This window comes from Paenimyroides ceti (assembly GCF_030409925.1).
This window is the reverse complement of record NZ_JAUFQU010000013.1, coordinates 1-23,316: the sequence shown is the minus strand read 5'-3', so window position 1 is coordinate 23,316 and position 23,316 is coordinate 1. Positions and strand designations below refer to the sequence as shown.

Annotated in this window: 17 protein-coding genes and 4 pseudogenes; 3 read left to right on the top strand and 18 right to left on the bottom strand. The window is 39.3% G+C overall.

Annotated features, from left to right (window positions below):
- The 3 genes and pseudogenes from QW060_RS18520 to QW060_RS18510 form a co-directional block, all read right to left on the bottom strand.
- Positions 1-97 (bottom strand): MutS N-terminal domain-containing protein (locus tag QW060_RS18520; protein WP_290364912.1); only part of this gene is annotated, 97 nt, incomplete at its 3' end.
- Between the two features lie 186 nt (positions 98-283).
- Positions 284-511: a hypothetical protein gene (locus tag QW060_RS18515; RefSeq protein WP_290362161.1), complete on the bottom strand. Its 228-nt coding sequence runs from the start codon at positions 509-511 to the stop codon at positions 284-286.
- A gap of 107 nt (positions 512-618) precedes the next feature.
- Positions 619-2,151 (bottom strand): annotated as a pseudogene (locus tag QW060_RS18510) (S46 family peptidase); the annotation flags it as partial.
- On the opposite strand from QW060_RS18510, the gene QW060_RS18505 reads away from it, so the two are divergent.
- Entirely contained in the window at positions 2,131-2,952 is an 822-nt protein-coding gene (locus QW060_RS18505) for an RteC domain-containing protein (RefSeq protein ID WP_290364911.1), read from the top strand. The pseudogene QW060_RS18510 and the gene QW060_RS18505 sit on opposite strands and share 21 nt — an antisense overlap.
- Positions 2,953-2,961: 9 nt before the next feature.
- On the opposite strand, the gene QW060_RS18500 is transcribed toward QW060_RS18505, so the two are convergent.
- The 4 genes from QW060_RS18500 to QW060_RS18485 are packed head-to-tail and all read right to left on the bottom strand — an operon-like array spanning position 2,962 to position 9,524.
- Positions 2,962-8,397: an N-6 DNA methylase gene (locus QW060_RS18500; protein WP_290363285.1), complete on the bottom strand. Its 5,436-nt coding sequence runs from the start codon at positions 8,395-8,397 to the stop codon at positions 2,962-2,964.
- Complete coding sequence (locus QW060_RS18495) at positions 8,384-8,821, bottom strand: DUF1896 domain-containing protein (RefSeq protein ID WP_290363284.1); 438 nt, start codon at positions 8,819-8,821, stop codon at positions 8,384-8,386. The genes QW060_RS18500 and QW060_RS18495 overlap by 14 nt, the downstream gene beginning before the upstream one ends.
- Before the next feature lie 9 nt (positions 8,822-8,830).
- The gene (locus QW060_RS18490) at positions 8,831-8,971 is read right to left on the bottom strand and encodes a hypothetical protein (RefSeq protein ID WP_290363283.1); all 141 of its coding nucleotides are present in this window, start codon (positions 8,969-8,971) and stop codon (positions 8,831-8,833) included.
- A complete protein-coding gene (locus QW060_RS18485) occupies positions 8,937-9,524 on the bottom strand; it encodes an MT-A70 family methyltransferase (RefSeq protein ID WP_290363282.1) in 588 nt (195 codons plus the stop codon). Before QW060_RS18485 ends, QW060_RS18490 begins: the two co-directional genes overlap by 35 nt.
- A gap of 177 nt (positions 9,525-9,701) precedes the next feature.
- On the opposite strand from QW060_RS18485, the gene QW060_RS18480 reads away from it, so the two are divergent.
- On the top strand, positions 9,702-9,878 hold the full coding sequence (locus tag QW060_RS18480; RefSeq protein ID WP_034727134.1) for a histone H1: 177 nt from the start codon (positions 9,702-9,704) through the stop codon (positions 9,876-9,878).
- A 27-nt stretch (positions 9,879-9,905) separates the two neighbouring features.
- On the opposite strand, the gene QW060_RS18475 is transcribed toward QW060_RS18480, so the two are convergent.
- The 9 genes and pseudogenes from QW060_RS18475 to ccsA form a co-directional block, all read right to left on the bottom strand.
- Complete coding sequence (locus QW060_RS18475) at positions 9,906-10,814, bottom strand: ORF6N domain-containing protein (protein WP_450091473.1); 909 nt, start codon at positions 10,812-10,814, stop codon at positions 9,906-9,908.
- A gap of 12 nt (positions 10,815-10,826) precedes the next feature.
- Positions 10,827-13,325 carry an enoyl-ACP reductase FabV gene (gene fabV / locus QW060_RS18470; protein ID WP_290364910.1) on the bottom strand — a complete coding sequence of 833 codons (2,499 nt, stop codon included), beginning with the start codon at positions 13,323-13,325 and terminating at the stop codon, positions 10,827-10,829.
- Positions 13,326-13,446: 121 nt separating this feature from the next.
- Positions 13,447-13,689, bottom strand: a complete 243-nt coding sequence (locus QW060_RS18465) for a putative signal transducing protein (protein ID WP_290363765.1) — start codon at positions 13,687-13,689, stop codon at positions 13,447-13,449.
- Between the two features lie 156 nt (positions 13,690-13,845).
- A complete protein-coding gene (locus QW060_RS18460; protein ID WP_290363764.1) occupies positions 13,846-13,986 on the bottom strand; it encodes a hypothetical protein in 141 nt (46 codons plus the stop codon).
- Positions 13,987-14,078: 92 nt separating this feature from the next.
- Positions 14,079-14,795: a DUF4197 domain-containing protein gene (locus QW060_RS18455; protein WP_290363763.1), complete on the bottom strand. Its 717-nt coding sequence runs from the start codon at positions 14,793-14,795 to the stop codon at positions 14,079-14,081.
- A gap of 59 nt (positions 14,796-14,854) precedes the next feature.
- A complete protein-coding gene (locus tag QW060_RS18450; RefSeq protein ID WP_290363762.1) occupies positions 14,855-15,202 on the bottom strand; it encodes a DUF2853 family protein in 348 nt (115 codons plus the stop codon).
- A gap of 50 nt (positions 15,203-15,252) precedes the next feature.
- Positions 15,253-16,907, bottom strand: a pseudogene (menD, locus tag QW060_RS18445) (2-succinyl-5-enolpyruvyl-6-hydroxy-3-cyclohexene-1-carboxylic-acid synthase).
- A gap of 61 nt (positions 16,908-16,968) precedes the next feature.
- Entirely contained in the window at positions 16,969-17,559 is a 591-nt protein-coding gene (locus QW060_RS18440) for a glutathione peroxidase (protein WP_290363761.1), read from the bottom strand.
- Positions 17,560-17,761: 202 nt separating this feature from the next.
- Positions 17,762-20,880 (bottom strand): annotated as a pseudogene (gene ccsA / locus QW060_RS18435) (cytochrome c biogenesis protein CcsA).
- Positions 20,881-21,115: 235 nt separating this feature from the next.
- Here ccsA and QW060_RS18430 point away from each other — a divergent pair.
- A complete protein-coding gene (locus tag QW060_RS18430) occupies positions 21,116-22,306 on the top strand; it encodes a pyridoxal phosphate-dependent aminotransferase (protein WP_290363759.1) in 1,191 nt (396 codons plus the stop codon).
- Between the two features lie 40 nt (positions 22,307-22,346).
- Here the strand turns inward: QW060_RS18430 and QW060_RS18425 are convergent, their stop codons facing one another.
- Positions 22,347-23,153, bottom strand: coding sequence for a ZIP family metal transporter (locus tag QW060_RS18425; RefSeq protein ID WP_290364909.1), 807 nt, complete (start codon positions 23,151-23,153; stop codon positions 22,347-22,349).
- Positions 23,154-23,303 (bottom strand): annotated as a pseudogene (locus QW060_RS18420) (SAM-dependent methyltransferase); the annotation flags it as partial.
- Between the last annotated feature and the right edge of the window lie 13 nt (positions 23,304-23,316).

Sequence of the window (23,316 nt, the reverse complement as noted above, 5' to 3'; positions counted from 1 at the left end):
GCACTGCATCCTCACCAAATGTTTCATAAAAGTCACCTACTCTGAAAAGCAAGCACGCATCGGGATACTTATTTTTAATCTCGTTGTACTGTTTCATTAAGGGGTTTCTTTTACTTCTTTCGGCGTTTTTACTTTAGCAGACATTTTTTTAGGGGTGTATTTTAGTTTATACAAATATAATATAGATTTCAGTAAGATAAAATCACAGCAGTGTCAGAAACAAAAATAACGAAATAAAAAAAGCCCCGCAATGCGAGGCTGATTTTATTTCCAAAGCTAAAAATTAGTTAGCTGGAGTAGCTGGAGCTGTTTCGTTAGCTGGAGTCTCAGTAGCTGGAGTTTCAGTAGCTGGAGTTTCAACTGCTGGAGCTTCCTCAACTGCTGGAGCTTCTTCAACTGCTGGAGTTTCAACTGCTGGAGTTTCTTCAACTGCTGCTTCTTTGTTAGTTTCTTTACAAGATACGAATGCTAATGAAGCAACGAATGCTAAGCTTAATGCGATTTTTTTCATTTTTTTAATTATAAAAGTTAATTATTAATTCGAAACAAAGATATGAAATTTTTGATTCGATGATAAAAATGTGATATTTTTTTTAAAAAAGATTAACATATTGATTGTTAACGCTTTGTTTTGGTTTTTTGTTTCGGATTTACGATTTTTATTTCATCAATCAGATGTTTTGCGTCGGCAAACTTGTCAATGATGAATAAAATATATCTGCTGTCTACCATAATGTTTCTGCAAATCTCCGGATCGTAATAAATATCACTCATCGTTCCTTCCCATACGCGGTCAAAATTCAAGCCGATAAGATTTCCATAGGCATCAATGGCAGGAGAACCTGAGTTACCACCCGTAGTATGATTGGTACCGATAAAGTTTACAGGCAGTTTACCATTTTTATCTGCATAAATTCCAAAATCTTTTGCATTGTATAAATCCATTAGTTTTTGAGGAACATCAAATTCATAATCTCCGGGTACATATTTTTCCATAACGCCGTCCAGATAGGTAATATGGCTGTAAGAAACCGCATCTCTTGGTTCATATCCTTTTACTTTTCCATAGGTCAGACGCAAAGTACTGTTGGCATCCGGAAAAATTCGTGCTTCCGGATACAGTTCGAGCTGCGCTTTCATATAAGTACGCTGCAAAGCATTGATTTGCTCATTTAAGGCATCATAAGCAGGAGCTATCTTTGAAAAGTAATTGTCTCCCATCTCTTTTGCCAATATAAATCCGGCATCTTTGTTGAGTTTTTTGATAACATCTTCTGCCTTTCCGTCCAATAAAGCTTTTAATTTATTATAATCTGTTAAAGCTGAGGTGCTGTATACTTTTTCTGCGAGTTGTTCATAATTAATGTTTTGAATCGAAGCAGGAGTAAGTTCTTTAGGTGCTTTTTTACCATAAAGAGCAACCGCTTTTTCAAAAATACCTTTATCTACATCGGTATTCAGATCTTTATAAAGTGTTTCTAAAGAAGAGATCAGATTCGCTTTTCGATCGTTAAAAGATTGTTCGCCCCGGTTTTTGTAAACATTTTCAAGCTGGTAAAGTTGAAATCCTACCTGTAGCAGCTCATTGTTTCGTAAGGCAACTTCCTGAAAATAATCTCTTGCAAGAGCATAAGGTGTGATTTCCTTATATAGTTTTTCGAATTCCGGCAATAGCGTTCCGTATTCCTTTTGTTTGTTTTTTGCAGCAGCACGCGCAGTGAAATCTTTTTCAAAAGCCTGTTTTACTTTTACAGCATCCGATTTTTTTAATCCCTGGATTTCACCAATCCATTTTTTCCATGCATTGGCAATGCTTGCATATTTAGATGCATATTGAATTTTGATAGCCGCGTCCTGACGCATATAGCTGTCTGCTACTTTTAAGGAAGCATCGCGGATTTCTATTTTTGCAGGATTCAGATCATTAATAATCTGCTCTACGGCATAGGAAGGAAGATATTCCTGAGTACGTCCCGGAAAACCAAAAACCAGTGTAAAATCATTTTCTTCTACGCCGCCAACAGAAATTGGCAAGAAGTGTTTTGGGGTATAAGGTACATTGTCTTTTGAATACGCTGCCGGGCGGTTGTTTTTATCGGCATAAATACGGAAAAGTGAAAAATCTCCTGTATGTCTCGGCCATACCCAGTTATAATAAAGAAACTAGAAAATGAAATAAAAGAGGTGTCTCTTGAACTGGATGGTTCCATAGCTTTGTATGAAGTTATTATTGAATTGATATTATCGATACTTTCGGAAATAAAGGAATATATACTAAAAAATGGCTTTGAAAGTATAGATGGAGAGATCCACTTTTTCAAATATCAAAAACCAGTCATTGTTGCAAAACTCATTTACTATAACGCTATCTATAAAATAGAGACAAAAAAACCTTATGGAGAGAAGCAAGTAAAGAAATACCTTAACAAGGAACAGAAAAAACTCAAAAAGTTCTTTGACAACAATATTGATTTTTACAAGTATTACCGTAGTGGCAACTCTTTTCTCGATGAGAATTTCTTTGTACGTGGAAAACACGATATAAGGTTGTGGTTGGATACGTTTTATTTTGAAGCAGACCACCGTTTTTGTACTTCTCATGATTATAAAGTCGCCAAAATAATCGCCAATGATTTGATACAGGTTTACCTTGAAGACCAGCTCAATAGCAATCAGGAAAAAGCGTTTGATAACTCTTCGCTCAATTGGACAGGAAGTAAAACGGCATTGACCGAACTGATTTATGCCCTGAATTCCCACGGTGTATTCAATAATGGAAATGCAGACATAAGATTGATTGCCAAAACATTTGAAAGCACCCTTAATATTGACTTGGGCGATTTCTATCATACATTTATGGAACTAAAATCCCGAAAAATAAACCAAACTAAATTCCTTGATAGTCTGCGGGATGCCCTGATAAAGAAAATGGACGAACAGGACGAAAGATAATGAACACAATTACAGTACTCCCCGTGGGATATGTACACTTTTAGTCCGAACGATACTTTCAGACACCTTTGGAGTTTCTGTATGCTTTTCCGCTTGTTCTTCGGGTTCTTCTTTCGCTTTTGTCATAGACAGCTGTATCTTCCGCTCCACGGAAGCCAGCTCCGTTTTGAGTTCACTCAACCGGTGTTCTTTGCTCCACGTACCATTCAGCACTTCCTGAAGAACAGGTACATCTTTTTGTATTTCAGTAATTTTCTTTTGCTCCTGCTCAATATAGACAGGTAGCTTTTCCAATGCATTGAGGAAATTCATAGATGCCAGTTTCTCATCTTTGGCGATGATACCGTTGTTATAGGTGTATTTGATATTGCCCTCACCTTGTATCAAAAAACGGTTTACCCGAATATCCACGCCCTCTTTTTGCGACATTTCCGTTTTGACCAAAAGCTGAAAACCGTAAAGACTGCCGATTTCTTCATAATCCCCGCCTGTGCGGGATTTATCCGCAAGCTGACCCAGCTTTGCACCGATTTGTTTGGTGTCCGCATTGGGCGATAAGCCCTCCAATTTAATAAGGTTGGCAACAGTGCCGTCAGACCGTTTTTGGATACGCCCTTGCAGGTTGTTCCAATCAAGACTCATACGGTCAAAGCGGGACTGGGCTTTTTCCAGTTCTGCCGTATATTCTCCCAATTTATATTTCGCACCTGATTTGGAGCGGTAGAACGATTGGCGTTCGCTTTCCAGTCCGGCAATCTGCTTTTCTATTTTAGCTTTGTCCAGCAGGTCGGTGTTTCCCATCAGGATAGCCACGTACTCCGAAAAGTTCATTCCCGATTTTTCGTCCATACTGCCCTCGTCAATCGTCCGTTTGCCAAGATTGTTGGATTTTAGTTGGTTGATGAATAGCTGTTTGTTGTACAGCAGGTTGAACTTGTAGCTGTCCAACGATTTTTCTACTGCGTATATGATGACGTCCACTTTGTTGTTGTTAAAATGTTTAGCGATTTCATTACCTTTTCGGATAGCCCGACCGTCCCTTTGTGCAAGGTCGGACGGTCGCCACGGCGTATCCAGATGATGCACGACAACAGCCCTTTTCTGTGCGTTTACGCCTGTACCTAACATACTCGTTGAGCCGAACAGCACACGGATGGTACCGTCGTTCATTCCCTTGATGAGTGCCTTGCGTTGCTTGTCGTTTTTTGCTTCCTGTATAAAGCGGATTTCGTGTGCAGGTATGCCGTGGTCTTCCACGAGCTTGCGTTTGATTTCGGAATAGATGTTCCATTGGTTAGGTTTGTACGTTCCCAAATCCGAAAAAACGAACTGCGTTCCTTTCTGTGCATTGAATTTGTTGTAATACTTGGCGATATTATTGGCACAGTGCGTAGCCTTGTTGTCGGAGTGGTCTTCGTAATGTGGGCTTACCATCCGCATATCGAGCGACATCTTGCGGGCGTAGTCCGTAGCGATAAGCATCTTTGCTTTTTCCTCCCTTTGGGATAACGGTGCTCTGCCCAACAATTCGCCCTTGCCTGTTTCGGCAAACTGCATCAGACTTTGGATAAAATCTTCCTGATCGGGCGTGGGTGGTATGTTATAAAATATCTCGTTCTTTTCGGGGCGGTCGATGCCAATCATTTCGGCAGTACGGTAGTCCGTGATTTCGGAGTAGAACTGGGCAAGCTCCGGCACTTTGATAAAGTAGCGGAAACGTTCTTTTGCCACGATATTGTTAGCCACCGAAAATTCATAATCGGTTGTTTTCTTCGCATAAATCGCCGCCCACGCATCAAAGGAGTTGATGCCCTGTTTTGCCAATGCCCGTGGTCGCAGGTATTTAAAGAGCAGGTACAGTTCGGTAAGCGAATTACTGATAGTTGTACCCGAAAGGAAAGTTGCTCCCATATCTGCATCAATGCGTTCCTGTATGGTACGGATAGCGAAGAGCAGGTTCATTGCCTTTTGGCTTCCCTCTTGATTGCCCAATCCGGCAACCCTCGAATGCCTTGTTTGGAACATAAGGTTCTTGAACTGGTGGCTTTCGTCCACAAACAAGTGGTCTATGCCCATCATCTTAAAATCCACTACATCATCTTTGCGGTTTTCAATATCGTGTTGTAACGTTTTCAGTTTTACTTCGAGGTTTTCCTTTTGTTTTTCCGCTCCTTTTAGCATCCATCTGGTTACTTCATCGCCCTGGCTTCGCATAACATCAAGGTTTTCCTCTACAGTGTCCAACTCTGCTTGCAGGATGTCCTTTTGTATTTCGGACGACTGGGGTATCATTCCGAACTGGTCGTGCGTGAGGATTACGCAATCCCAATCATTATTTTTGATGTCCCCGAAAATCCGCTGGCGTTTTTCGGGCGTAAAATCATCAATGCCGGGATAGAGGATTTTTGCGTGGGGATAAGCGGTGCGGTAGGCTTCGGCTATTTCGGGTATATTGGCTTTCAACCCGATAATCATCGGTTTGTGGGCTAATCCCAAACGCTTCATTTCCTGTGCCCCTGTACACATTATCAACGTCTTTCCTGCACCTACTTCGTGGTCGCAGATAGCACCGTTGTTGAGCTTTATCATCCATACGGCATCCTTTTGGCTACTGTACAGGTCTTCAATCCCTAAACCCTTGCGGTCTAATCCCGGAAATTCCTGATGGGAGCCGTCATAGTCCGGTCGGACGAAACAGTTAAAGGTATTGTTGTATCGGTCGGTCAGCCGTGTTTTGAATTCATCGTTCTGGGCGTAAAGCCACTCGGTAAAGGCGATACGGATTTCGTCAATCTTGGTGTTCGCCATCTGTATGGCTTCCATATCCCGCACCTTGACATCTTTGCCATCGACCTGTACCGTTTTGGAAATATCAGGCGTGGTATTGACAAGGGCGTGTTTGAGCAGGGCAATTCCGTCAAACGTCCGGCTTTGGGCTTTGACCGCATATTTATCCCATATATGGACGTTCTTTTGTTTACAGGTCACGGAGAAATCATCCGCACTTTCAGCATAATGTATATGGACTTCCGCCTCGAACAGGTGCGAGGCAAACCGGGCATAAATCCCCGTAGGTATCCACCGTTCGCCCAGATTAAAATCGAGCTCCTCAAATTCGATACGTCTTGGTCGGGCTTCCTCCAATACCGTAAGACTTTGTTTTGCTTCCTCATCATCGGGATTTTGCTCAACGTAGGCTTTAATTGCTTGAGCTTTCTCCACCACATTGCCAGCAATCCAGCGTTCGGCTATTTCGTATTCCTTTTGCAGTGGATTGTAATAAATACGACCGTGTAAAGCTTCTTTCAACGTATCGGCAGGCATACCGCTGATTTCGGACATATAGTCCAAATCCACCTTTCCCGTTTTGTTCAGCGAAGCTGACAAGGCTTCTTCGGGATTGTCGGTTGCTATGGTGGCGGTGGAAAAACTTACAGGACGGCTGAATATGTCCGCTTTATGTACCACACCGCCAACGACACGCTCCAGGTACCGGATTTCCTTGCCCGCACTGTCCGTTTTGACAAGTTCAATGTTCTTGGCATCGTTGAGATTACCGTACTTTTTGACAAAGGCATCGTACAGGCGGTTAATATTTTCCCTTTCTTCCTTGTGTTCTGTTTGAAGTTCCGCTTCTTTGATATAAAGTTGTTGATAAACATCACGCACCCCGATATAGGCTTCGGCTCTTGCTTTCTGCAATGACGACAGTTTCAAGGGGTGGAACACAGCCGTACCTTCCTCTGTATCCACGTCTTGCAGATGACCCACCCAACCGTTATCTGTGACAAGGCAGTCGTTCCGGTGGAACGTTTGCAGTTCGCCACTGTACGGAGCAGGTTTGGGAATGGTGTTGATGGCGATATTGGGAACGACCGGCGTGTCCGCTTGGTCATTCCCATTTTCTTGTGAAAACAAATCGCCAATAGCTTCCTGTTTTTTACTGTTTATTTGAATTGTACCGTTCGTAGTTCCGTTCGGTTTATGCGGTGTATAAGGTTGTTGCATCGCACTGCCGAACAGATTGGTCTGGCGAGCCGTTGTACTTCTTCTTTTTTTAGCAGTCTGTCTTTTGGCTTGTGTGCTTCTTTTGGGTGGAGCAACCACCATTACAGGTTCGCCCACATTTTCAAACAGGTCGAAAATGCTCAACTGTTTCAGCTCCTGCGGACTTTCCCGATGGATTTCGGGTTGTGGCTTTTGGGAAATGATTACAGGAGGTACATCTGCGACCGGAGGTGTAACCGTTGGCGTTGGTGTAACAGGGGTTTGTACCAATGGCTCATCGTTCCGTTCGCCCTTGTATAAGTTTAAGTCTAAACGGTTTCCAAAATCCTCGGAAAGCATTTGCTTCAAATCTTTGGCAATTCCGCTGGCACCACCTTGATGTGTATAGATTATTGCAGGTTTGCCGTAAGGATCGGTGTCAATCTTACGGTCGGTATGTATGACCCTTGAACCGTTCTGAAAGAAAGCATTGCTTGGTGTATCGTATTTGGTTTGTCTGCTTTGGCAAAACAGCTCTTCCGTTTCGGTCAGGCTTTGTTTCACTGTATTCTTTTGCAGGATAATCAGGTCGCTGCCGACTTCTGTACCTGCATATTCTGTAAAAAGGTCGTTGGGCAATCTTACAACCGAAACCAAATTATTATCCTGCATCAACGCCCTGCGTATGGGTTCATTCTTCGGGCTGTTGAGAACACCTTGCGAGGTAATAAACGCTTGTATGCCTCCCTCACGGAGCATATCATTTCCTTTCAGAAAGAAGTAATTATGTATGTTTCGGGAAGCCTGTACTTTTGCAGGGTCTTTACTTCGGGAAAAGGACAAATCGAATACGGAAGTATCGCCAAACGGGATATTGCTGGCAACAACATCATAGCTGTTTTGTTCCTTTTCGGGAATTTCCTCAAAACCACTTACACGGATTTTGCTTTCGGGATAAAGGTGCTTTAGGATTTTGCCTGTCAGCAAATCCTTTTCGTATGCGGTTACATTGGTTTGTTGGTTTTCGGAAAAGGATTGTATAAACGAGCCGATACCTGCGGACGGCTCTAAAAATTTTTGAATATTCACACCGCTTTCACGCAAGGTTTCAGAAATCGCATCAATGACCTGTGGAGGCGTATAAAAAGCCGTCAGTACAGAGCTTTTCATACTGTCCACATATCGGCGGTACTGTTTTTCATCTTCAGAATTTTCTTTGAGCAGCCTGTGGAGTTCCTGCGTAATGGGGAATAAATCGTGTTCAGTTTTCCGCCAATTATTGATGTCTGTTTTGCTGGCTATGGGGTTCAATACGAATTTAAGACCGCCAAATCCGCTGTAATGCATCAATGACAGTCTTTCGTCTGCGGTGGCTTGCCGTTTCTCCTTTTCCAATGTAAAAGCAATCCGCAGGGCATCAATATTCTGCCTAAGATGTTGCTTTTTACTGAAGCCCATTTTCCTCTATCCATATAGCGATTGCTCCGGTCAGTTCGGTGTAGAGCAGGTCAAAGGCATAGCCGTAAGCAAAATCATCGGTTAGCTCATATCTTACAAAAACAGGGGCACAGACAGGAAACATTTTAAGGGCGAACGGTCGCAGTTCTTCGTCTGCCATCAGGGTATCAAACTCATTGCATACCACTTGAAAAACCGTATCGAACTTGGAGAAATGCAGACCTTCAAAGAGGATGTAATTAGCTATTTCATCACATTGCTCAATAGCGTTGCCGGAGCGGAATGCTCCCTCATAGGCACTGGCAGCCCACGAGGAACGTTGCTCAATAAATTTTTGGTCGTGTGCCTTTTCGGGGAAGCTGCTGTTTAGCAGTTCTTGCAACCGTAATCTGAAATAAGACAGGTCTTTTTGCTGTGTATTCATACTATAATTTTATTTAGAATTTTGCTGAAAGCCTAAAATTATAGTGGTAGATAAGAGCTTTTGCAGAAGTGGCAGGGTTTGGCGTTGGGAGGCGGGATTTGGCGTACAGTAGATCCTATCCCGGTATCTCAATGGAGTTGTCCACTTCATTGCCGAATACATCCCACCCCTCAAAAGTATTGTTGTTATCTTCCGCCGGACTTTGCCGTGCAAAAAGCTCCACTCTGTCCACTTCTCCAAATAGGCGTACAATACGTTTCCTGATTTCGTCCGGTTTCTCCGAGTGCCTGCTCCGGGGAGATACAAGCACCTGCGGAACGTCTTTTGCATGGCGGACAAGTGGTTTACCTTTAGTAAACAACAGGACTATTTCCGCATTGGCACGGGTATAATAGCCCATTCCTGTAAAAATCCTGTCATTGTTCTTGTTGGTTTTTATCCACGTAAATGCAACCGTCTTGTAAGTAAATCCCCAGGCTTTTCCCAGTTCCAGTGCCTGTTCCAGACAGGGAAAAGTTGTCCACATCAATAGCACACAATCAGGCTTGGCAATAGCCTGTATATTCATTTCCTTTAAAAATTCGGGGCTTTGGGTCGGATAGTGGCTTTCCGCACTTCGTCCGGCTCCTTTCTTGCTCCATACTTTAAAATGCCAAGGAGGGTCAGCGTAGATGACATCGTATGTTTTAACTTTTGCATTCATTGCTGTTCAATTTTAATAGATACATTTTTATTTGTCACGGCCAAAGTATTAAAGGGAAGAACGGGAGCTGTGAACGTGGCAGGGTTTGGCGCTGAGAGGCAGGATTTGGCGTATTGGTATCTCCTAATAAGGCAGAAAAATGTACTTTTGTGCTTTAAATTTTAATTTATTGCCATAATGAACGAACTGATCGAAAAAATCAACGCAAGCTACGAAGCATTGAAAGCTGATGCAGAATTGCAAGCTGAAAAAGGAAACAAGGCAGCCGGGACAAGAGCACGCAAGGCTTCCCTTGAATTGGAGAAACTTTTAAAAGAGTTTAGAAAAGCATCTTTAGAAGCATCTAAGGGCTAAAATAAACCCTCTGAAAATTCGGAGGGTTTATTTGTTATTCAATATTTGAAGCATCCTGCCGACTTCAATATCCATTCTCGAAAAGGCAAACCACTTTTTGCCCAGGTCTTTGAGCGAAGCTCCGATATGATATAGTTCTGCACCGTCAATAATCAAAAATCGGTCGTGGGCATCGGAGAACGTCTTAATCTGAATCGGAGGATATTGGCTGTTGTAGCGTTGCTGGTCCAGCCGTAGCTGACTGCTGATGCTTTTGGTGTAGATTTTTGCGGTTACATTGTCCTTACGTTTTCCCAATAAGGTCAGTATCGTATCGTCTACATAATTATCCAATAGAATAATGGAGGTTTTTGCACTTCGGATAATATCCGATACAAAGGTATAGGCATCAAAAACCTGTCCGTTGTAAAAGATACCCTTTTCGCTATGGAGCTTGTCGCTTTCCAGAGCCTTAAATATTTCCTCAAATTTTTGGTCGGCTTGCAGTTGTTTCAGTTCAATTTTATCCAAACGATGAAACAGCGAAGCATTGCCGATAAGGATTTTCCGCATTTCTACAAAGGCGTTCATTATCTCAATGCTGACCTTTATGGCTGTTTCTGAACGAAGTACAGTCGATAATTGAGCTATGCCCTGTTCACTGAAAACATAGGGCAAATAACGCCTTCCGCCGTAATTCAAACTTGAGGTGCCAATTTGGAACCTCAAGTTTTCGACCTCATCTTCAGTCAGTTGAAAGCAGAATGATGTCGGAAACCGCTCAATATTCCGTTTTACAGCTCGGTTAAGATTCTTCGTTTCCACTTGAAATAGCGAAGCGAGGTCACTGTCCAACATCACTTGTTTACCTCTTACCGTATATATCAGGTTTTCAATTTCCTTTTGTGCTATTATAGGTTTGTCTGACATTAGTGCATTACAAATAGGTTTTTCCAAAAACTATGATAACTATTTCTTCCTTCTCTTTTCAAACTCAAAGGAAGTTTTGCAATCGGCATCCAACACGATATACGCATCGAATTTCTTGCCTGCCTTGCTTTTCATTCCTTTGATAAGTGAAGTTTTACCCTTATTGACGAGGTTTTCAATATCGGCATTGCCGATTTGTACCCCGCACACGTTACGGAACTGTATCCAATCACAAACCTCATCAGGACATTTGACAATCCTGTCACGGATAATGAGTTGCCGGCTTTTGCATTTTGGACAGATCAATTTCGGCAGGTTGCTTTGGGCAATGGAGGTCTGCAACAGTTCATTCGTAATGGTTGAGGCGTATTGCTCCATTTCTTTTTTAAACGCACCTGCATCTGCTTCGTTGTTTTCGATTTTCTGCAAAGCCACTTCCCATTCGGCGGTCATTGCCACATCTGCAATTTTTTGGTCTTTGACCAATCCGTATACCTGCAGTCCTTTTTCCGTCGGGATTAAGGATTTCTTTTCCCTTTTGATATAATTACGGGTAAACAGCGTTTCAATGATGGATGCCCTTGTGGCAGGCGTACCGATACCGATGCTTTGCAGGGCTTTCCGTTCTTCCTCGTTTTCGATTTCCTTGCCTGCGGTTTCCATTGCCGATAAAAGTCCGGCTTCGGTATACAGCACAGGCGGTTTGGTTTTCTTTTCCAAAACCGTAGCTTCCCTGATTTTCAGCTCATCGCCTTTTTTCAAATCGGGTAAATCCTGTATTGGCTCTGTATCTTCGTCAGAGAAAGTACCTTTTATAGAACGCCAGCCAGCTTCGATAATCTTACAGCCTTTCAGCGTAAAATCATAGTGCGACACTTCCAAAGAAACATCGGTCAGCTCTTTGATACAGGCTTGTGAAACGGCTTCGAGCAGGCGAAAGGCAATCATATCATACACTGCATTTTCCTTTGCGTTGAGTGCGGACGGTACTTTGCCTGTAACCAACAATCCGTGGTGGTCCGTTACCCGCAGATCGTTTACGATACGTTTGTTGAAACGTCCCCATTTCATTTTGGCTACGGCCCGCTTACAGGTTTCCCTGTCCTGCAAAGCTCTCACGAGGTCGGGGATTTCAGCCCACATATCTTCGGGAATGTATTTGCTTCCGGTACGTGGATATGTGATAAACTTCTTTTCGTAGAGGCTTTGGGCAATGTTGAGGGTTTCTTCGGCAGAGAGGTTGAGCTTTTTGTTCGCTTCCTTTTGTAGTCCTGTGAGGTCGAACAGTAGGGGCGGTTGCTCCGTGGTATTCTTGCTTTCCACAGATACAACCGTAGCCGTTCCGGTACGCTGGACGGACTTCAGCGTATCACCGGCAAGTTTTTGGTCTTCCCATTTGCTTTTTGAAATGCTTTTGAACGCAATATCCTCTTTGTGGTGCAATAACTGTATCTGCCAATACTTTTTGACCTGAGTTGTTGCCTGCTCCCATAAAGCAGCTACTTCTTTCTGTACATCTTCACGCATTTCAAGATCATCTATGCGGATTCTGCCTTTTTCATCAAGAGATATTTTTTCACCACTGTATAGGGATTCTGCAAACAGACGCTGCATTTGTTCGATACAACCTTCGTGAATGCCTTTTTGTTTCATTACTTTATATAAAAGAGAAATATACAATGGCACTACCGGTATTGCAGAGCTGGATTGTGTTACCAATGCCTTGTTTACCGATACGTAAGAAATTCCGTTCAAATCTTTTAGCAGCTTATTGATCGTTGTAACAGTAGCCTCCAAATCATCTTTTGCCTTACCAATAGTACCGTTTCTGTAAATTGGATAAGTAAGTTCAGGTCCTATGTAAGAATAAGCTACCGTTTTTACACCTTCTGCTAAAACACCAGCTTCTTTCAAATCTTCCATCCAGAATTTCCAGTCTTCACCCCCCATAACGGCAATAGTGTTTTGGATATCTTCATCATTGTCTACAGGATTAATGGTGATGTCAGAAACAACACCCGTATGGAAATCTACTGTCTTATTTGTGAAAGGTTGTCCGATTGGTTTTAGTACAGATGCATAATTTACTCCTGTTTTAGGGTGTGTTCTACGCGGTGAAGCCAGACTGTAAACGACCAGATCAATCTGTCCAAGATCTTTTTTTATTAAATCAATAGTTTGTTTTTTTATCTCATCAGAGAATGCATCTCCATTGATTGATTTTGCATATAAACCGCTTGCATGTGCTTCTTTTTCAAAAGCAGCAGAATTATACCAGCCAGCTGTTCCCGGTTTGCCTTCAGCAGCAGGTTTTTCAAAAAACACACCAATAGTGGCTGCATCAGAACCAAAAGCGGCTGTGATACGCGAAGCAATACCAAAACCTGTTGATGCACCGATTACTAATACTTTTTTCGGTCCATTTTTAATTTTCCCTTTTGATTTTACGTAATCGATTTGATTTTTGATGTTTTGTAATGTTCCTTCAGGATGTGAAGTTAAACATATAAAACCTCTGGTTCTCGGTTTAATAATCATTGTTGTTACTTTTATTAATATTTTTTGAATTGTGTAAATATCAGATCAAGCTTCAAAATTACTGATTTCTCTTGTTATTGTAAAATTATTTCACATGTTCTGCTTCTATCTAAGCGCTTTGCTATTCTTCGTCTTCCTCACTTTCAAAGATCAATTCAAAGTCAGACAGTAAAATGCGTGATTTTTCTAAATCTTTTTCCAAAACAAAGATGTGTACAGCCTGATCTGCCGAACCGAATCCGGAGCGTATGGCGGACTGAATGTCATTTCTTTCAATGTACTCAACATTGTTTTCTTCCAAAATATTTTTAACTGCCAAAGCAGTAATTTCGCTACCTGAGAATATTTTTTTGTGTGTATCCATAACTTATTTTTTATTTTAAAGATAGTAAAATTATTCCACTAAGCCAATATCCGGTGTATTAACTGTTGTCTATATAATTAGGTAGGAGAGCAAAAATGTTACACACTTTACTAAAGAGATTGTCTCAGAAGAAGTTATGTCTCTTAATGGAGTTATTCATAGTAGTTTTTTGTGTCCGTAGTGTATTTCTTTTGCCGTTTTACAATATGGGATTCTATGAATGTACTGTAAAAAGGCGTTGAAAGAGAACAGAGAAGTGTATAAAAAATGATGGCTGTCTATACTATAGACAGCCATTTTTTTAAAATTTCATAACTAACCCTAAATAATAATGAAATCTTTATTTCTTATAAAATTAATATAAAATATTGAGAGTCAATGTTAAAATTTTATTTTTTATCCTGCAGTGCAAATACCGATTTCAATACATCGGTTGATCGGGCAGAAACATTATTTCGAATGTTTAATTCTTCTTTTTCAATCATCATAAAAACACCGTTTAATGCTTCTTTGGTAACATAATCTGTCAGATCTGGATTAACTTTTTTTACCATAGGTAAGGTGTTGTAATTATTAATAAGATTTTTCCATATTTTATCAGCACCCACTTTATTGAAAGATTGTTTAATAACCGGATTAAATTTTGTATACAAAGATGTACTGGTGTTTTTTTCTAAGTATTGAGTTGCAGCATTTTTATTGCCCATCAGTATGTTGCTTGCATCAGCTATGGTCATACTGGTTATGGCATTAATAAAAATAGGTGTTGCTTCTTTTACAGCATCTTCTGCTGCTCTGTTAAGTGCTTTTATACCTTCGTCAGCCAGATTGCCCAAGCCTGCTGTACGAAGTCCCTTTTCTACTTTTTCTAGCTCTGGCGGCAATCCTATTTTTACAAGAGGGTTACCAAAAAAACCATCTGTTTTAGTAAGCTTACTCACTTGTTTATCGACACCCTGCTTTAAGGCTTCTTTGAGTCCGTTTGCGATTTGTGTTTGTCCGGCACCTGTTGCTGACGACAATTCCGGTATCTGATTTGCTATTTGTTGAAGACCTGTACAGCTAAACAATGTGATAAATACTAAAGGCAATACTATTTTTTTCATATAAAATTTTTTACAGCGATATTGAAGATGAAAAGACTGTGTTTAACAGCCTTTTAAAATTATTTCTTATTATAAATATGTTCTTTTTTAAAGTGTTTTGTCAGCAGGTAATAAACAACTGCCCGATGTTTGTTTTTGTTGGAATGGCCATATTGTTCCATAACTTTAGACAGACCTTCTTCCAGAGTTTTATCATCTTTGAGTCCTAATTTTTTTATGAGAAAATTATTTTTTACGGTTTGTAATTCCTCTTTACTGGAACCGGAAACAACGGATGAATCTTTGTTATAGATCGACGGACCGCAACCAATGGTTACTTTTTCCAATAATTCCATATCTGCTGTTACACCACACTTATCTTTTAAGTCAGCTGCATATTTTTCAATTAATCCGGTTCTTTTACTCATAACAAAATATTTTTTATTTAAAGATAGAAAAAATCCTTGTTCAGGTAATATTAAATAACTTTAAAATACTCTTTGAGAATGTCCTGATTTATTTTAGTGGGAGTAAAAATTTCCAATATAGCAGGGCGTTCGTTTTGTTCTGAAAAGAGTCTGGAAAGTGATTTTTCCAGTGTTTGCTCATCTGTAGCCGTATAATATTCATAGCCAAACATTTTTGCAAGATGCGAAGCATCCAATTGGTGCTCGGTTTCGAAATAAGTATTGAAAACAGCCTGTTCCTGATGACCCGGAAGTATTCTAAAGATACCACCGCCACCATTGTTGATGAGAATAATTTTAAAATCCTTTGGCGTATAATTGTTCCAGAGTGCGTTGCTGTCATATAAAAAACCAATATCTCCTGTAATGAGTACGGTAGGCTCTTTACTCACCACAGCAGCTCCTATTGCTGTAGAAGTACTTCCGTCAATACCGCTGGTTCCACGGTTACAAAATACACGGATTGAGGGTTTTGTGTCAAAAAGTTGTGCATAACGGATAGAAGCACTGTTGCTTATTTGCAGTTGCAGATGGCCCGGAAGGTGTTTCCAAATGATATCAAATGCTTTAAAATCAGAGAAAACGATGTTTTCTAAATATTTTTGGTGTCCTTTTTTTCTGCTTTCCATAAGGGTAAGTACCCAGGATTGGTAGGGGCTGTTAATCTCTTCTGATGAGGCATACATTGCTTTAAAAAACAGATTGGGATCTGCTTTAATATGCGCATTGAGCGCCTGAAAAGTATCATAAGCTCTCAATTCATCAACATGCCAATGTGCTTTTGGTTTATATTTTCTCAGGAACGCTTTAATGCGCTTTGAAACCACCATTCCACCTGTTGTGATCAGCAAATCAGGTTGTAGTTTTTTGAAATCATCTTCATTAAAAGACGTAATCAATGTGTCAATGGTAGATACAAAGTTAGGATGATGTAGGTTGGAAGTTACTTCTGTCATTACAACCACTGAAGGGTCATTGCCAAGAAGGTTAATTATTTCTACATCCATAAAGCCCGGATTCTCAACACCAATGAGAACTAATTTTTTAGGAGTGTTGTTCCACAACTCTTTGAAAGATGTAAAATCAACAGCAGGCAAAGAGGGTTTTTCTATATGAACAAGAGCAGGTGTGTAAGTATTTTCTGCTAAAGTGTTGTATAAAGGTTCCTCGAATGGTGCATTGATGTGCACCGGTCCTTTTTTATTGATCGCTACAGATATGGCATTCTGAATAAGCAAGTCATTGGAAGCTGATGCTTCTTCTGTAAGGTTGGCGTTATACAGGCTGTGATTGTCATAAACATTTCGCTGACGAATCGTTTGTCCGTCTCCGATATCAATTTTATCAGTCGGGCGATCAGCAGAAATAACAATCAAGGGAATCTGGCTGTAAAAAGCTTCTGCGACTGCCGGATAATAATTTAAGAGAGCAGAACCTGACGTGCAAACTAAAATGGCCGGGGTAAGAGTTTGTTGTGCTATGCCCAAACCAAAAAAGCAGCACATCTTTCATCTGCTATACTATAACAATTAAAAAAAGGATCGGAAGAAAACCCTATGGTTAATGGGGCATTTCTCGATCCTGGTGATATGATTATAGTGTTGAGTCCTTTTGCTTTAGCAATCTGAATAATGCTTTGCGCTAAAGGGATTTCGGGATGTATCATTTGAAGTACCATTTGTTACTCAAAGGTACGAACAAAGCTTGTAAAATGAAATGATAAAATATTATTTTGCTTTGATCCAATCTTTAATTTCCGCATCTGTCGGTAAAGTTCTCGGACTGATTACTTTTTCTAACTGACCTTTTTCATTGATTAAAAATTTCTGAAAATTCCACTCTACCGTAAAGTCACCTAAACCATTTTCTGATTTGGTTGTTAAGTATTTAAATAGAGGATGTATGTCTTTACCTTTTACTTTAATTTTAGCCATCATAGGAAATGTAACTCCGTAATTGGCCTGACAAAAAGCAGCGATTTCCTGATTACTTCCGGGATCCTGTCCCATAAAGTCATTGGATGGAAAACCGATGATGACAAAATTTTTGTCTTTGTATTCTGTATACAAACTTTGCAATTGTTCAAATTGAGGAGTGAGTCCGCATTCGGAAGCCGTATTGACGATCATCACTTTTTTTCCTTTTAAGGAGTTCAGATCAAAAGTATTTCCCTGAATATCTTCAACTTTAAAGTTGTAAATAGTGTTTTCGTTAGACACCATTTCTGAATCATTTGTTTTGTCTTTGTTCATCTTTGTCTGATTTGCATCGTAACAGTTAAATAAGAATAAGCTGCCGATAATTAATAGATATTTCATCTCTTACTTTTTTATAAAATTACAAAACAAGAAACGATGCATCTTAAAAAATAATGTTAAGATTCTATGCCTGTTTTTCTATTACTATAGAACGCTCTTTTATGATTTTAAAGTATTGAGAAAAAAGATAAAATCTGTAACAATGAGATTGTTAATGGTGTCAAATAAAAAAGCTTTCCATTCGGAAAGCTTTTTTATTGTTTTATTTTTTATAATATTTTCGGTATTTAAAGAAAGCGATAAAGGCTATCAGAAAAATACTTCCTACAGACCACCATATAAATGATGGCGTTACTACCTGATCACCGCTTGCATAAGAGTGTAATCCGGACAGATAGAAGTTAACGCCGAAATAGGTCATTAAAATAGCATAGAAAGCGAGGATAGAAAAAAAGTTGTAAATCCATGTACCGCGTAATGCCGGAACAAAACGCATATGTATTACAAATGCATAGACCATGATGCTGATCAATGCCCATGTTTCTTTAGGATCCCATCCCCAATAACGCCCCAACTTTCATTAGCCCACTGTCCGCCAAGGAAGTTACCAATTGTGAGCAGAACTAAGCCCACTGTCAGTGCCATTTCGTTGATATAAGTGATTTCCTTAATGCTCAAATCCAGTTTCGATTTATTGTCTTTTGTAGTGAAAATCATGAGTAATAATGCTACTATTCCCAATATCATTCCCAAAGCAAACGGACCGTAGCTGGCAACAATAACGGCTACGTGAATCATAAGCCAGTAGGAATCCAATACCGGTTGCAAATTGGCAATGGCCGGGTCTAACCAGTTCCAGTGTGCTACCATCAATATCATTCCGGCAACAAAGGCTGTGGAAGCAATTGTAAGTTCGGATTTTCTTCCAAAAATTAATCCGAACAGCATGGTTGCCCAACTCACATAGATCATCGATTCATACGCGTCTGACCAAGGTGCGTGACCCGAAATATACCAACGGGCTGCAAGACCTAAGGTATGTAGTACAAAAAGAAGTACCGTGAGGCCAATAAATACTTTTGTAGTGATGTTTAAAAATCTGTTTACTTTGAATATACGGATGATAACGACCAAAAATAGTAATACGGAAGCATACATATATAAGGAAAACAAGTTTTTGAAGATATCATATTTGTTGTATAGTACTTCCGCTTTGATATGCGTATCAGAAGGCATTACCTCTTTTCCGAATTTGTGCTGATAGTTATTGATCGATTCTAATAATTCGTCTGCACCTTTATAATTATTGTTGTCAGTTGCCTGAAGTAATGCAGAAATATATAATGGGAGTACATTTTTGGTGTACAGTGAATCCATTCCCTTAAGATTGGCATCGTTTAATTCAAGATATGAAATCCATTTGTTGTTAGGGTCTCCTGGAATTGGGAATATTTTTAAAATGCTTCCTGAAAGTGCCTGATGAAGTAATATAACACGTTTATCTACTTCAATAAAATCTTTTTGAAATTGATTTTTTACCGCAGCGTGATTGGCTTCATCTAAATATTTGCCTAATTTATAATTTCCTTTTTCATCAAAGAAATTGATTAATGACGCAAATTTTGCATCTACAGGAACTCCGATTACCTTTCGGAGACTGTCATTCCCTTTTTTAAGATTAATGATCGGTACATTATACCAGAGCGTAGGGTATTGAACCATTGACAGCATAACCTGATCAGAGTCAAAGTCTTTGTAATGGTCTGCTTTACTTACTTTTCTTAATAATTCAGAAGAAAACGTATTGATCGGTTTCATACGTCCGCCTGCATCCTGTATGATTATTTTTCCAAAAGCATCGGCATGTGCCTGTGAAATTTTAATCTTTGATAATAAAGAATCAATTTGTTCAGGGGTTGGAGCGTTGTGTGAATGCTGAGCAAAACCTGAGAAAGAGATCAGCAGCAGCAGCAAAGTCATAAGTGCTGCTTTTTTCTTTCTTACTTTATTCAGTTTATTTTTTAATTCGCTAAAACGCGTGTTTTTAGTAAATAAAATAGCTAACATCGCAATATATAATAAGGTATAACCAATATATGTAGTCCATGTTCCGTAAAAATCGTGGTTTACGGATAGAATAGTTCCTTTTTCATCCGGATCAAACATTGCCTGAAAAAAGCGATAGCCTTCGTAATCTAAAACATTGTTCATATAAATACGGGCATCAAATGTTTCAGAAGGAGCAATTACCGTTACCTGGCTCTCAAAAGATTTATAACTTTTTTCTGTTCCGGGATATCTTTCTGCAATAAAATCATTTAGTTTTATCTGGAAAGGTGTGGTGTATATTTTAGAACCATACATTAAAGTAAACTCAAGTTGTCCTAATTTGAAAGATTGAGGAACGCCCATTTTACCTTTACTTCCCATCAATACGACTTCCTGTTCTTTACCATCTGTACGTACCGATAATACCAAAGCATCATCAGTTTGCTGATCTTTGTAGTTGTTGTTTGATTTTAATACTTTTTTTCCTGTGATCGGATGATCGGCTACAAATTGTGCCCCGCCGAGATTATACATAGAACGGAAGTTAAATTCCTGTTCTGTATCTTTTGCCACTTCACCCTGATGCTGATCAATCATACGCATATAATTACCTTCAAAAGGGGTATTGATATAAAACTTGCCGTCTTTTGAGGTTATGTTGATAGCTCCGTTAGTAGGTTGGTTATAGGAAAACAGAGTTCCGTGAATGCTTTCTACAGTACCCTCTTCAATAAAGTGTTCATGACGTTCTCCGTGTTCTGATTCTACGATTTTCAATAAACTTTTTCCGTTGGGATCTTCTACTATTTCTTCCGTAGCGTTCATTATAAATTCTTTGAATTCTACTTCAAAAGGAATCTTGTTGAAATCGTTTTTGATTTTGAAGTGATTGCTGGCAAATGAACTGATGAGATTGTCTTTTTCAAGCGCACCCGAAAACAAATGCTGATCTTCAAAAGTAAGTCTTTTCATTTCTCCATCGATTTCTCCATCGACCAATACGGTAAGAAATGTTCTGTCAGAATAAATCTGTGATGCTGTTTCTCCTTCTCTGATAGGCATTACACCTTCAAAGCTGATGTATCTTGTGATAAAGGCACCTGCAATGATAAGAATAAAGGAAAGGTGCAGTATCAGGGTTGCCCATTTTTCTTTTTTATGAAGCTGATAGCGTTTAATATTACCGATAAAATTAAAAACGAATATCAGCATAATAAATTCAAACCATTTGGTGTTATATACTAATATTCGTGCAGTATCTGTATTGTATTCGTTTTCAATGAATGTGGCTATACCCATTGCGGCTGCAAAAACAATGAATAAAACCGCCATCAAACGAGTGGAGGACAAAAAAGAGAAAATCTTACTCATAAAATACTTTATTTTAGTAGTGTACTAGATATTAAAATTCCACAAAAATACTTATTTATAGGTGTAGTGTGGGTATTTTAACGAATAATTAATGATTGCAAGTCCATAGGAATTTTATAAATTTGTAACTGAAATTTTAGAAAGTTTTCTTTTTAAAATTGAATACGTAACAATTGTGTAAAAACATCAATTAATTATGCCGAAAATATCTAAAAAAGGGCAACAAATGCCTGAGTCTCCTATCCGTAAGCTTGTTCCTTTAGCAGAGGCAGCTAAGAAGAGAGGAACAAAAGTTTACCATCTTAATATCGGTCAACCCGATATCAAAACGCCTGAAGTTGCTTTAAATGCGGTAAAGAATGCCGATATTGAAGTTCTTGAATACAGTCATTCTGCGGGTTTTGAATCGTATAGAAATAAATTGGCTGCTTATTATCAAAAGCAGGGATTACCTGTAAATACTGAAGATATTATCATTACTACGGGAGGATCAGAAGCTTTGATGTTTGCCATGGGTAGTACAATGGATCAGGGTGATGAAATTATTATTCCGGAGCCATTTTATGCCAATTACAATGGTTTTTCAACGGCATCAGGGGTAAAAGTAGTTCCGGTTATTTCAGGAATTGAAACAGGCTTTGCTTTACCTCCTATAGCGGATTTTGAAAAATTGATTACAGATAAAACAAAAGCTATTCTGATCTGTAATCCCGGAAATCCTACAGGATATTTATATTCTAAAGAAGAGTTATCTCAATTGGCTTCATTGGTAAAAAAACATGATTTGTTTTTGATTGCTGATGAAGTGTATCGTGAGTTTGCTTATGACGGATACCAACATTTTTCAGTAATGAACGAACCTGAAATCGCTGAAAATGCGATCATGATAGATTCTGTTTCCAAACGTTTTAGTATGTGTGGTGCCCGTATCGGATGTGTAGTGTCTAAAAACAAAGATTTTATGGCAGCAGCAATGAAATTTGCACAGGCACGATTATCACCGCCTACTTATGCACAAATAGCTTCTGAAGCAGCTTTAGATACTCCACAATCTTATTTTGATGATGTCATCACGGAGTATAAAGACAGAAGAGATACGCTTGTACATGCATTGAATGCTATTGAAGGTGTTACAGTGGCAAATCCTAAGGGAGCTTTTTACTGTATTGCCAAACTGCCTGTTGAGAATGCAGATGATTTTGCAAAATGGCTTTTGGAATCTTTTGATTTGAATGGAGAAACAGTAATGCTGGCACCTGCTTCAGGATTCTATTCAACTCCGAATGTTGGTTTGGATGAAGTACGTCTTGCCTATGTATTGAAGAAAGAAGATCTTATAACATCTGCCCGTATTATAGAAGCAGCATTGAAGGTATATAAAAAATAGTCTTTAAAAAAAAACTCTGATCAAAAGATCAGAGTTTTTTTTATATAAAATAAGCAAGTACAATACCCGTTATGATGGCGATGAGTTTGGCAAGGTTGAACTTATGTCCTTCACTGCTTTCAAAAATAATAGTCGAAGAAATGTGGAATAAAATTCCTACGACAACAGCTGATATCTCTGTGTAATAATCAGATAGGAAAGACAAATGCTGTGAGGCAAAAGTTCCTAAAGGAGTCATAAACGCAAAGCAAATCATAAAAAAGAAGATCGCTTTCTTAGCCATTTCTGCCTGTAAGAAAAACAGAGTGAGAATGATCGCTATAGGGAAATGGTGAATGGCAATTCCATACGCCAGATTATGGTGATGGCTCAACGGCATTCCTTCCAGTAAGGCATGCAGACACAAACTAAGAAATAATGCCCAGGGTATTTTTTTAAACTTTTCATGAACGTGTACATGTCCATGTTCAGCCCCTTTGGAGAAAAACTCTAAAAGAATCTGAAATACAATTCCGAGCATGAGAAATAATCCGATCTTTTTCATAGAACCATGATCGTGATGGTCGTGTTCATCAGCAGTATGTTGAACAGCTGATTCGGTGTGTATATGCGCTTCCTGAGAAACTGTTTCTGAGTGTGCTGCATGATGATCTGTTATCTGAATTGTTTTTTTAATTTCATGATAGTAGATTTCAGGTAACAGATGTGTCACGGTAAGTGTCAATAAGAAAGAACCGCTGAAAGCCAGCAGCAATTTAATATTTCGTCTGTTAGCCGGTTTTATTACAACAGCTAATACATACCCTAAAAGTACCGCGATAAGCGGAATACTGTATATTGTTATCATTTATTTAAAAAGCATGATTAAACGGTCAGATTCTTTTTCATAGTATCGATTCAGTTTATAATCGCCAAAAACTTCCAATAAATAGATGCCGGATTGTTCCATCAATTCTTCAAAATCCTGTAAGGTCAATGCTTTTACTTTTCTGTGAAATCAAAATCCTGAC

Excerpts from the sequence above, each read along its gene's own strand:
- QW060_RS18515 (WP_290362161.1), bottom strand. The coding sequence starts at position 511 with ATGAAAAAAATCGCATTAAGCTTAGCATTCGTTGCTTCATTAGCATTC.
- QW060_RS18505 (WP_290364911.1), top strand. The coding sequence starts at position 2,131 with ATGTCTCGGCCATACCCAGTTATAATAAAGAAACTAGAAAATGAAATA.
- QW060_RS18500 (WP_290363285.1), bottom strand. The coding sequence starts at position 8,397 with ATGGGCTTCAGTAAAAAGCAACATCTTAGGCAGAATATTGATGCCCTG.
- QW060_RS18495 (WP_290363284.1), bottom strand. The coding sequence starts at position 8,821 with ATGAATACACAGCAAAAAGACCTGTCTTATTTCAGATTACGGTTGCAA.
- QW060_RS18490 (WP_290363283.1), bottom strand. The coding sequence starts at position 8,971 with ATGAAGTGGACAACTCCATTGAGATACCGGGATAGGATCTACTGTACG.
- QW060_RS18485 (WP_290363282.1), bottom strand. The coding sequence starts at position 9,524 with ATGAATGCAAAAGTTAAAACATACGATGTCATCTACGCTGACCCTCCT.
- QW060_RS18480 (WP_034727134.1), top strand. The coding sequence starts at position 9,702 with ATGAACGAACTGATCGAAAAAATCAACGCAAGCTACGAAGCATTGAAA.
- fabV (WP_290364910.1), bottom strand. The coding sequence starts at position 13,325 with ATGATTATTAAACCGAGAACCAGAGGTTTTATATGTTTAACTTCACAT.
- QW060_RS18465 (WP_290363765.1), bottom strand. The coding sequence starts at position 13,689 with ATGGATACACACAAAAAAATATTCTCAGGTAGCGAAATTACTGCTTTG.
- QW060_RS18460 (WP_290363764.1), bottom strand. The coding sequence starts at position 13,986 with ATGGCTGTCTATAGTATAGACAGCCATCATTTTTTATACACTTCTCTG.
- QW060_RS18455 (WP_290363763.1), bottom strand. The coding sequence starts at position 14,795 with ATGAAAAAAATAGTATTGCCTTTAGTATTTATCACATTGTTTAGCTGT.
- QW060_RS18450 (WP_290363762.1), bottom strand. The coding sequence starts at position 15,202 with ATGAGTAAAAGAACCGGATTAATTGAAAAATATGCAGCTGACTTAAAA.
- QW060_RS18440 (WP_290363761.1), bottom strand. The coding sequence starts at position 17,559 with ATGAAATATCTATTAATTATCGGCAGCTTATTCTTATTTAACTGTTAC.
- QW060_RS18430 (WP_290363759.1), top strand. The coding sequence starts at position 21,116 with ATGCCGAAAATATCTAAAAAAGGGCAACAAATGCCTGAGTCTCCTATC.
- QW060_RS18425 (WP_290364909.1), bottom strand. The coding sequence starts at position 23,153 with ATGATAACAATATACAGTATTCCGCTTATCGCGGTACTTTTAGGGTAT.